General features: G+C 51.2%; 9 protein-coding genes and 1 pseudogene. 1 reads left to right on the top strand and 9 read right to left on the bottom strand.

Annotated features, from left to right (window positions below):
* The 9 genes from AAF564_22890 to AAF564_22850 all read right to left on the bottom strand — a co-directional run.
* Positions 1–934, bottom strand: a 934-nt coding sequence (locus tag AAF564_22890; GenBank protein MEM8488413.1) for an AAA family ATPase, incomplete at its 3' end; no start/stop codon positions are given.
* 136 nt (positions 935–1070) lie between these two features.
* Positions 1071–2324, bottom strand: a complete 1254-nt coding sequence (locus tag AAF564_22885) for a hypothetical protein (protein ID MEM8488412.1) — start codon at positions 2322–2324, stop codon at positions 1071–1073.
* A 59-nt stretch (positions 2325–2383) separates the two neighbouring features.
* Positions 2384–3310, bottom strand: coding sequence for a methionyl-tRNA formyltransferase (fmt, locus tag AAF564_22880; GenBank protein MEM8488411.1), 927 nt, complete (start codon positions 3308–3310; stop codon positions 2384–2386).
* Positions 3311–3456: 146 nt separating this feature from the next.
* Positions 3457–4803, bottom strand: coding sequence for a GWxTD domain-containing protein (locus AAF564_22875; GenBank protein MEM8488410.1), 1347 nt, complete (start codon positions 4801–4803; stop codon positions 3457–3459).
* Between the two features lie 376 nt (positions 4804–5179).
* The gene (gene ftsY, locus AAF564_22870) at positions 5180–6130 is read right to left on the bottom strand and encodes a signal recognition particle-docking protein FtsY (protein MEM8488409.1); all 951 of its coding nucleotides are present in this window, start codon (positions 6128–6130) and stop codon (positions 5180–5182) included.
* Positions 6131–6252: 122 nt separating this feature from the next.
* Positions 6253–6906, bottom strand: a complete 654-nt coding sequence (locus AAF564_22865) for a CDP-alcohol phosphatidyltransferase family protein (protein ID MEM8488408.1) — start codon at positions 6904–6906, stop codon at positions 6253–6255.
* Between the two features lie 273 nt (positions 6907–7179).
* The gene (locus AAF564_22860; GenBank protein ID MEM8488407.1) at positions 7180–8007 is read right to left on the bottom strand and encodes a sugar ABC transporter permease; all 828 of its coding nucleotides are present in this window, start codon (positions 8005–8007) and stop codon (positions 7180–7182) included.
* A 43-nt stretch (positions 8008–8050) separates the two neighbouring features.
* Positions 8051–8941: a sugar ABC transporter permease gene (locus tag AAF564_22855; protein ID MEM8488406.1), complete on the bottom strand. Its 891-nt coding sequence runs from the start codon at positions 8939–8941 to the stop codon at positions 8051–8053.
* Positions 8942–8983: 42 nt separating this feature from the next.
* Positions 8984–10138: an extracellular solute-binding protein gene (locus AAF564_22850; protein MEM8488405.1), complete on the bottom strand. Its 1155-nt coding sequence runs from the start codon at positions 10136–10138 to the stop codon at positions 8984–8986.
* 287 nt (positions 10139–10425) lie between these two features.
* On the opposite strand from AAF564_22850, the pseudogene AAF564_22845 reads away from it, so the two are divergent.
* Positions 10426–10530, top strand: a pseudogene (locus tag AAF564_22845) (sugar phosphate isomerase/epimerase).
* Positions 10531–10883 lie beyond the last annotated feature (353 nt).

Below are 10883 nucleotides of genomic sequence, written 5' to 3'. Positions count from 1 at the left end.
CTTCAGCTTCGTAGGTCGGCGCGATGCGATGGCGGAGCACGTCATTGGCAATCGAACGCACATCTTCAGGGGTAACATAGGCGCGGTGCTGCAGGAATGCGTGTGCACGGGCAGCAAGGTTCAGGTTGATCGTGGCACGGGGTGAAGCGCCAAACTCGATCAGCGGCTCCAGTTTGTTCAATTTATATTTACCGGGCTCGCGGGTTGCAACGACAAGATCCACGATATACCGTTCCACCCGTTCATCTATATAGAGCTCATTGAGCACTTTGCGCGCGGAGATAATCTGCTCAGGCTTGATGATTGTACGAATCTGAGGCCGGTCTCCGGTCCGCGCCATGCGGCGCATAATTTCCAACTCCTCATCACGGGTCGGGTAGCCCACTTTGATTTTCATCATAAAACGGTCGACCTGCGCCTCGGGGAGCGGGTACGTCCCTTCCTGCTCGATCGGGTTCTGCGTTGCGAGGACCAGAAACGGCTCTTCGAGTGGATAGGTTGTATCGCCGATGGTTACCTGGCGCTCCTGCATGCTTTCGAGCAGGGCACTTTGCACCTTCGCCGGCGATCGGTTGATTTCGTCTGCCAGAATGATATTGGCAAAAATAGGCCCTTTCTTGATGGAGAAGCTGCCTTCTCGCTGGTTGAAAATAAGCGTTCCGAGCAAGTCTGCCGGCAGGAGATCTGGTGTAAACTGAATACGCTGAAACTGGGCGTTTATCGCCTGTGCCAGCGAGCTTACCGTAAGCGTTTTTGCAAGCCCCGGTACACCTTCGAGCAACACGTGGCCATCTCCCAACAAACCAATCAGCAAGCGCTCAATCATATAGCGCTGTCCAACTACAACACGACCAATTTCGTTAACAAGCTCCTCTACAAATGCACTTTCTTTCGCAATACGCTCGTTTACAATAGCAAGATCAAACTGGGCCATAGACTTGGAGGATCTAATTCAATACAGTAATGTGGCGCTCATACGCTGTTACAAGGCAGGAAGATCTCTTGCACACAGCCTGAACATAAGTATTTTCAACAAAATTACGCGTACACTTAAACGTAGCCCGCATCCACTACAAGATGATGATGCGTGGTTTACGTTGAAAACGCTCCTGCAACTGCTTTTCAATCTGACCGACAAAGCGGGTAATTGCAAAGGGGCGGCCTACAAGCAGCACATACCCGCCCCGCCCCGTCATGCATGCACCATAAACACCTTCTGCACTCATTTGCTCAGCTATCGCAACCACGCCATCAATGGCGTCATTGGTTCCTTGCCATTCATTGCTCAGGGAAGAATGAGAAATAAAGAGGAGCCCGCCCAATTTTTGCCAATCGTCTCCCCTGATTGCCCCGATCATCGATTGTACGCGCTTGTTTTCGTTCACCAGATGTCGCACAATTGCGCGGTATTTCACCGGCAATGCGGCAAGCACCCGAGGTAAATCAAGATGATCAACATCTCGGAATGACCCATAGCCGGCAAACGGCGTGTTTTTGAGCAATACCAAAGCTTCTTGCCCAGCCACTCCACACGCATGGTAAAAATCCATACTTCTCGGCGTCACCTGCTCAGCTTCTACCAGCGCCCAGCTAAGGTTGTCGCTTGCCGGCCCCTCAAATGGGATCAACTCTTCAGTAAGGGTATCAATTATACAGAGCGTATTTGGTGCAGCCTGCTGGGCAACCATCAGAAATGCTTTGCTAAACTCAGCATCAATGGCATCCTGGATAATGGCACGCACGGTGGCAACCATGTCAGTTGGTACTTGCTTCTGCTGCGCTGCACAAACTGCTTTTGTTGTGGCAACTGTTAAAGCAGACAAAAAGGCTTCGTAACATCCTGCAGGTATCGAACTAACGATTGCAACGTCCCAAAAAGTATCCGGCGACGAAAATTCTTCAAGCACCTTCGCAAGCACCTTATCCCACCCATCGGGTCCTTTCCTGGTGGGTGCTTTTACAACCTGCCGGCTTTCAACTTGCGCCTCGCCCGGATACCAATGATCGAGTGTAACTTGCATCGCGCCGGCTGCCGGTCGCACAACTACAGCAACCAACTGAGACATACCAAGCACAACAGCAAAGCCATCGTAATAGCTGGTATGCTGTGCAAGTAACCCGACGCCCCCGTATGCAAATCCTTCACTCCATGCAGCGGTCGCATCGCCGCCAAATTCGCGAGACAAAAGATCTCGCGCTGCCGCCAGCAAGGACTTGGCTTCAGGAGTCTCCGTACGCCCCAACAGGTGCAGCGGAGCATGTTGTTTGGAAAAAACACGGGCCGAGCCTGAGGTCGAGGGGCCTTTTGAATCAGCGTCCGTCATGGTAATTACAATTTAGCGATAACATGCAGATCGTATTCGGGCAGCCATACCCGCATGATCTACACCAGCAAGTCAGCAGCTTCGACCTGGTATCCTCTTAAAAAATCAGCGACAGCGAGCCGTTTACGGCCTTCCTGTTGAATCTGCAAAATATGGACTGCCCCTTCGCCGCAAGCAACAATCAGCGTATCGTCTGCTTGCAAGATTTCTCCAGGTTTTCCTGTGCCAGCTGCCGGCAAAGTTTTGAACACCTTTAGCATGTGGGCGCCGTGGGTGGTCCAGGCACCCGGGTAAGGCGACAGGCCGCGTACATGATTATGCACATCACCGGCTGACAACGTCCAGTCGATCCGGCAGTCTTCTTTAAAAATTTTAGGAGCGCGTGTAGCCAGCGCATCATCCTGTGAGAAGGTCTGCACGTCGCCGGCCTCAATCATCCGCACGGTATCAAGCACAGCCTCTGCGCCAAGCACCATCATGCGGTCGTGGACTTCGCCGGCTGTCTCATTAGGGCCTACCGGCATGCCGCGCTGCAAAATCATATTCCCTGTGTCCACCTTTCTTTCAAGGAAGAATGTGGTAACGCCAGTCCTGTCGTCGCCTGCCATTACGGCCCTGTTGATTGGCGCGGCACCCCGGTAGCGAGGCAAAACAGAACCATGCAGGTTGAATGCACCTTTTTTGGCGGCTGTATACACGGCCGGTGGTAAAATGCGAAATGCAACCACAACGATAATATCTGGCTCCAAAGCGGCTACAGCTTCTGCAAAAGCCGGGTCCTTTACATTTTCTGGCTGCAGAATCGTCTCGATGCCGGCAGCGAGTGCTGCGGACTTCACCGGGGTAAAAGCCACTTTCTGCCCCCTGCCCCGCTTGCGGTCAGGGCCTGTCGCCACCGCAACGGGTGTATGGCCGGCTTCAACAAGCCGCTCCAGCGATGGCACAGCAAAACCTGCTGTGCCCATAAAGACAATCTTAGATGACACGTCTATCCCTTGCTAATTTCTTGCGCCACCAATGCGTGCGCAGGGGGCGGCTGTAATACGATAATTCGCAAAAACAGATAAGGTGCCCATTGGTTCAATCCAGGGCACCTTATAAAAGTGTAAAATTTTGTTTGCACGCCAAAAACCTATCGAATGGCAGACCGTGCATTCCAGGTGGGCACCATCAGCTTGAAATTGCCCGTCCCGTTTTTATCGAGGAAAAAGAAGCTTCGGCCAATGCGTTTGTAATGCCATACTTCGTAGGGCTGCCTGAAAGACTGGTCTGCGCCATTGTTATCCACCGCATCAGGCTCTCCGTAGAGTACCAGGGTGTGTCCGCGGTCTGTTTCCCAGCCGCTGTTGCTATTGGCGGTATAGTGCCGATTGGCAAAGTCAATGCGGTAGTAATATTCTTCCATCCGCTCATTGGATGGCGTATCTGGCGTGGGGTCACGTTTCTCCCAAAAAGCAATGAACCGCTCACGGCGTTCCTGCTTGCTGTCTCCATCTCGAATGGCCCGTAATTCTTTTGGCTTGGCGATATAGCGAAGCTGCGCAATCGCCATGTCGATATCACGTCCCTGGTATTCTGCTTCGTCTACCCAATCCATTGTAATTGCGCGCTCTGCAACTGCCAGGGGATTGCCTTCAGCATCTTCAGCGATTACCCGGACCAGGTATTCACCTGCTTCATAGCCTTCAACCGGAATAGAGAGCACAACCGGATTGCGGCCGGCGCCCAAATTGAGTGACTGGGTATTGCTAAATGATATCTCTCCCTGCGAGGCATCTGCCTGCCAGCGGCGGAACAACCAACGAAGAATCGGCAAGCCCCGACTGTTGGGCGTCCGAACAACTTCTCGCCGAATATTTACAGCCTGAGGCTCATCGGCGTAGAGCTCGTAGAAAACGCTAAAACTGGGGTTGTTCACAAAAACGCGGTCTTGAACAACGGGAGAAATAGATTGACTTTGCTCGTCAAAACCGTTGACCAGAATCAAACTGCTTAAGCTGACTGCTTGTGTAAAGTCGCGCACCTCGGTGACAAACTCTTTCTGATATACCTCTTCAGAGGCAAGGTCCTGCAACCTGATTTCAATCATGTATGCGCCGGGATCCAGCGTAAGCGCATAAGAAGAGTGGGCTATATGTTGGCTCGACTGCGTATTACCAAACTGAAGGACACTGACATTGTCTGCCCAAACCTGATTTTCAATCATCTGCTGCTTGCGGTTGTCTTCATCAACCTCAAACACAGAAGCGGTCACTTCGTAGCGTGCTGTAAATGCTTCACCGGTTTTGAGAAACCGCAGGCTTGCGTGGGGAATAGCGGTAAAAATATCGAGCCGAGATTTGTCAGCAGCATCTTCATGCTGTACGCTCACCACGTCAACAGAGAAAGCCTCAGGCCCCTGTTGTGCGTACGTATCCTGCGCGCCGGCAGATAGCAGGCACAGCAGCAACAATGCTATTGTACTTCTTAAAAATGGCATCGTGGTGGCGAATTCAAAAGCGACGCAACTGCATCGTACAAAATCATTACAGCGCTTTAACGTCCAAACGATTAAAGTCAGCAAATATTTTGCCATCTCTTAAATAAAGAGGACGCGACAGATAAATATGCAGACAACCGTCGAGGAGTACAACGCTTCCGGAGCAGACCGTTAAATTTTGTACATGAATGGTCCGAGGAAGAAAGCGAATGGCTTTGTTAAGCATCCATTACAATAATACCGTCCTCTCAGGTAATTATCTCGTCGGAAGCTAACACATATTAACAGTCATATCAGTGCATTTTTTTTGGGACAAGCCCCTAATGCGCTTTTTTGACGGTAAAAGAGATGTTTTTTAGTTAACAAGATGTGCCTGTTAATCAAACAATGCGTTTACAAAACGCCGGCTATCGAAGATTTGCAGGTCATCAATCCCTTCTCCTACGCCGATATACTTGACGGGAATTTGGAATTCGTGAGAAATGCCAACGACAATACCTCCTTTGGCTGTACCGTCGAGTTTCGTCAGAATGAGACCCGTTACGTCTACACTTTTGGTAAACTCTTCAGCCTGGCGAATGGCGTTCTGCCCGGTTGAAGCGTCGAGCACAAGCAGCACTTCGTGTGGCGCCCCGTCTACCTGGCGGTCCATCACACGTTTGATTTTGGATAGCTCATCCATCAACCCGCCTTTGGTATGCAGCCGACCGGCTGTATCAATAATGGCTACTTCACTGTTACGCCCTTTTGCAGATGCAATGGTATCAAAAGCCACTGCTGCAGGGTCTGCGCCGTGCCCTTGCTTGATAATTGGGACATCTGCGCGCTTCGCCCAGATCTCAAGTTGCTCCGTAGCGGCTGCACGGAAGGTGTCAGCAGCACCCAGCACCACATCTTTGCCCGCCATTTTGTAGCGGTGCGCCATTTTGCCGATGCTGGTTGTTTTCCCAACACCGTTCACACCAACAACCATAATCACATGCGGGCGATTGGGCAGATGTGCATCAAAGTCGGCCGGCCGATGCTCCTCGTTACCAATCACAAGATCAGCAATTTCGGTTCGGATCATACCGGTCAACTCTTTGGAAGAGACGTATTTGTCAGCAGCAACCCGCGCCTGCACGCGCTTGATGACTTCCAGGGTTGTGTTTACCCCTACATCGCTTGTAACCAGGGCTTCTTCGAGGTTGTCCAGGACTTCGTCATCAACCGTATCTTTACCGCGAATGGCCCGCCCAATCTTGCCAAGAAAACTTGTACGCGTTTTCTCCAACCCTTCTTCCAGGCGCTCCTGCTCTTTAGCTTTGAATCGATCAAAAAGTCCCATTATACCCTGATTACGCAACTTTGCGGACAATAAATGACTCCCCTGATACCAGACTCAGGGTGTTAGGTTCTGATAATGGGTACAGTCAGCGATCGTTAAATCTGCAGAGGGAAATCGATCGATTAAACAGAGGTGCTGACAGGATAGGCAATTTCTGCGTTGGAGCCGTCGGAGCCCGGCCCTTCTTCGATGTCCTCTACATCTTCCACATAACGCATGAGGCGAATATATCGGATGACATAGAGTGCAAAAGAATAAACGTAGAGGCCAGCTGTAATCCAGATAGCCATGTTCATAATTGGCGGGTCAGCGCGAAGAATGGCGCCCAGCACGGTTAGTGCGAGCATAAACACAGCTACTTTCCCCCACCACAGACTCATCAGTACGCGCTGCAGCCGGCGTGTTGCCAGCGTGCTGCCCCAAACAATCAAAATATCACGCACAAGAAGCAGCACGAGAAACCACAAGGGCAGGCTGCCCCGAATTGTCAGTGCACAAACAACGGTTACCGCTGCAATTTTGTCGGCCAACGGATCCAGTACCTTGCCCCACTCCGACACAGTTTTCGACCAGCGGGCTACGGTACCATCAAACCAATCGGTACAAAGTGCAGCAAATACGAGCCCCAGGATCCATGCAACAGACCCGTCTTTGATAATCAGGTAGGTAATAGGAATCACCAGCACAAGCCTGGCCAGGCTCAACATATTAGCCAGTGTCCAGAACTTGCCTAGGACCTTGTGAGCAGGCTGGGTAACATCCTTGGGTTTTGGCATAGCTACTACGATGACGGTGGATGCCACAATTCGGGAATGAACGCCCAATGGCACAATTGGTTTGGCTCCCTTACGGACACACAAATCCAAAAGTTTGACAGGCAAGGGAAGCAACCGGGTATATCCGGGTGCGCCAGGGGCGCTTGGTTGACCAATCTAAACAATAAAGATGATTGGCTAACTAGGTACGTTAAATTCGTCACACAAGAATGTAGAACCGAAGAATTTTTGCAGGGTATAGCCGGCAACAATTCTTGGCTAAACAATTGATTTCTATCCCTTTACGGCCCCCAAAGTAAGCCCTGAGATCAAATATCGGCTTAACATCAGGAAAAGTGCAACCACAGGGATGGATACCAGCAGCGAACCCGCGGCATAGAGTCCCCATTGGGTTGTGAGCGTACTCTGGAAGAGCTTCAGGCCCAGCGGCAGTGTAAACATCTCTGAATCCTGCAATACCACATTTGCAACTACGTATTCATTCCAGGCGGTCATAAAGGAAAATAGCGCAGTAATCACCAAAGCCGGTGCAGCCAGCGGGAAGATCACCTGATAAAATGCTTGCCAGGGTGAACAGCCATCAATCTGCGCGGCCTCTTCCAGCGCTACCGGAATGGTATCATAATACCCTTTCATTTGCCAGACACAGAAAGGAAGCGCTGTAGCTGTATAAATGACAATGATCCCCAGAAAAGTATTCAACAGCTGAAGGTTGATCAACATCACATACATCGGGAGCAACAGCATCGTTGCCGGAAACATCTGCGTGATCAACAAACCGCTCAGGATGGATTTCTTGCCACGAAACCGGTAGCGAGACAAAGCATAGCCGGCTGTTGAAGCGAGCGCAACGCCAGTAATCGTTACCACAAGAGATACAAAGAAAGAATTCCCCATCCACTGCAAGAAGCCCGTCTCAAACAGCAACTCCCGATAATTATCCAGCGAGGCGCCTTCCGGAATGAATGCCAGCGAAGTCGACAACAACTGATCCCCTGGCCGCAGCGATATCGTAATGATGCGCATCACCGGATAGATCGACAGAAACGCAAAAAATGCGAGGACCAGGTACGTTCCGATTTTTCCGAATAACCCTTTCAACGATTCAGGTGTTTAGTGTTAAGTTGTGGTTGCGAAATCAGGCTTAGTAGACCGACTCTGTGGCCTTGGTGCGGTTGAGAAATATTTGCGTAAAGGTGAACAGGATCACAAATATGACCATCGACAAGGCCGCTGCCCAGCCAAACCGGTACATCGAAAACGCAGCTTCGTAGACAAAGGACACCAGAATGTGCGTCTGATCATTGGGCTCCCCGCCATTGGAAACCAGCCAGACAACATTAATATTATTGAATGTCCAGATCATGCCCAGCGTAATGGCAGGAATCATCGCCGGCTTCAGCAGCGGCACTGTTACGTTCCAGAACTGGCTCCACTTGGACGCCCCATCCACTTCTGCAGCTTCGTACAATTCAGACGGCACCGACTGCAATGCGCCGAGGGCAACCACCATCATAAAAGGGAAACCCAGCCAGATATTGGTCAAGATCACCGCAAGGAAGGCTTCGAAAGGCGACGTAAGCCACTCAACGGCCGGCAAATTGAGATACCGGGTAAGCACGCGGTTGATTGCACCATATTCATAGTTGAACATCCCCCGCCAGGTCAGTGCCGTGATATACTGCGGTAACGCCCAGGGTAGGATAAGCAGAATGCGCCACGCCGGCTTGCCGACAACAAAATTCTGATGCAGAATAACCGCCAGAAAAACGCCGAGGGTTACGTGAAACACAATATTCACCCCTGTCCATAAAAACGTCTTCATCAGGATATTCCAGAACCGCGGCTCAGCAAAGACGGCAGCATATTGCTGGAAGCCAATCACTTCCCAGTCTCGAATATGATAGATGTTCATGTTCGACAGCGAGATGCGTACGTTTTCAAAAAAGGGATACGCAACCACCACGAGCATAATCAAGATCGTTGGCGCCAGGAGGGCCATCAAAAACAAGCGATCTTTTTTAGTTGCTGCCATATGGTAAATGTCTGGGTTGTCTTACTTCGTTGCCGGTTGGGACTAAAGGAATGTGTCAGCTATACGTTTCTCCACTTCATCCTGCATCAGCTTCGCCCCTTCAGCGGCGGTACTTGCCCCATTCATTATCAGTTGGTAAGGGCCCCGCATGCCATCCCATATCTGCCGCATTTGCGGTTCGATAGGCATCGGCAATCCAACCTCAACCTGGTGGAGAGACGACCGCAGCACAACGTTGGCCTGAATTACAGAGTCCTGACGCACGGTGTCGATGGTTGGTATCGATGCAATATTGCGCGCCATATCTGCCTGCATTTCAGCATTGGTCAGGAATTCCAGCACTTCCTGAACATAAGGCATCTTCTCACTATCAACATTTATGTTGACGGAATACCCTTTGGAAGAAACCAGCGGGGCTGTCCATTTTCCGGTGGCAGACATGACGGGCAAGCGGGCGAGGCCGTAATCAATCCCTGCCTCACCATAGCCGGCCCAGGCCCATGGTCCATTGATAATCGCAGCAGCGCGCCGTTCTTTGAAAAGCGTCTCTGCAATATTGTAATCGCTTTCCCGCGGGATTACCTTGTATTTATCCCGCAGATCGAGAATAAACTGGATAGCATTGACCGTTGCCGCGTTGTCCAGGGTCGGATTGCCGGCCTCATCCATCACCCATCCGCCATATCCCGTGAGGAAAGGCATAAAGAAAAACGGCTCAACGTAATTCCAGGTAAGGCCATACTGATCAATGTTGCCGTCCCCATCCACATCTTTTGTTAATGCCTGCAGCATTTCGATCATTTCATCCGTCGTAGCTGGCGGCTCAGGCATCATTTCTTTGTTGTAAACAAACGTAAGGTGATTCCCCACCTGATCTGCAATCATCCATGGCTTTTCACGCCAGGAAATGACGCCATCTGCATTAAACTGCGCGAGGTAGTCCTCCGACAACACCCCATCAATGGGTTGGATCGACTCGGTTAGTGCAAAAATTGACAGGTTATCAGCCGGCCCATATACCAGCTCGGGGCCCTTCCCCCCCACAGACGCCACAATAAACAGGTTACGCAGCTCTTCGGTCTCTTTGTACAATGCTTCGACGTACCGATCGGGGTGGGCAGCATTGTATGCAGCCACCGCATCGTTAAAAAAGTCCCGCTCCGCATCGTTTTTTTGATGCCAGATCCGGATACGCACGCGATCATCCTCCGGTTGGCAACCCACCAGCAAAAACAGGCAGGCCGCCAGGAAAGCGCAAGCCACACGATTTACGTACCCCGCACAACTACAGGCTCCTCGATACATACTTTAATTCCCTGAATGGTCTTTTGCACAAGATATGCAAGGGGCGGCAAAAATGGACATCAAAAGTTTTTGCCAAACCGAAAGCTGTAAAAAGTTTAATTGGCCCTCGCATATTATTTGTAATCTTGTATTTTCAAGTGAAACCAGCTGACGTACAAAACACCTCAACCACACGCGTTATGAAAGTAGCCATCCACAACTGGATGCGAGCCGAATCCCTGGAGACCACGCTCGCACGGATTTCAAGACTTGGGTATGATTACATCGAAATCCAGGGAGAACCCGGGATGTACGGGCTGTTTGCTCCCGATGGCGAGATTTTGGAGACGCCCGGCGAGGCGCCCGATGCAAAGCCGGCCATCGAAGTGCGCGCCCGCACACGCCTTGGGGCCTATCCGTTGCACGCATATGGCGGTTTGATCTTCGCCTATATGGGAACCTCGTGTCCGTGCACCTTCAGCCAACCGGCCACAAAGAAAATAAGAATGCCACTGAGAAAGGGAAGACGCCACCCCCAGCTGGTCAGCTGTGCTTCCGTAAGAACCGACTTCATTAGAGCTCCACAGAGATTGCCCAGCAGAGACCCCACATTGGCCGCTACCATGGGCAAGCTCCCGTAATACCCCCAGGTGCCGGG

The organism is Bacteroidota bacterium, assembly GCA_039111535.1.
Classification (GTDB): Bacteria; Bacteroidota; Rhodothermia; order Rhodothermales; family JAHQVL01; genus JBCCIM01.
The sequence above is the reverse complement of the archived record's forward strand: the minus strand, read 5'-3'. Positions and strand labels throughout refer to the sequence as shown.

Coding starts and splice junctions, on each gene's coding strand:
- AAF564_22885 (MEM8488412.1), bottom strand. CDS start 2,324: ATGACGGACGCTGATTCAAAAGGCCCCTCGACCTCAGGCTCGGCCCGT.
- AAF564_22875 (MEM8488410.1), bottom strand. CDS start 4,803: ATGCCATTTTTAAGAAGTACAATAGCATTGTTGCTGCTGTGCCTGCTA.
- ftsY (MEM8488409.1), bottom strand. CDS start 6,130: ATGGGACTTTTTGATCGATTCAAAGCTAAAGAGCAGGAGCGCCTGGAA.
- AAF564_22865 (MEM8488408.1), bottom strand. CDS start 6,906: ATGCCAAAACCCAAGGATGTTACCCAGCCTGCTCACAAGGTCCTAGGC.
- AAF564_22855 (MEM8488406.1), bottom strand. CDS start 8,941: ATGGCAGCAACTAAAAAAGATCGCTTGTTTTTGATGGCCCTCCTGGCG.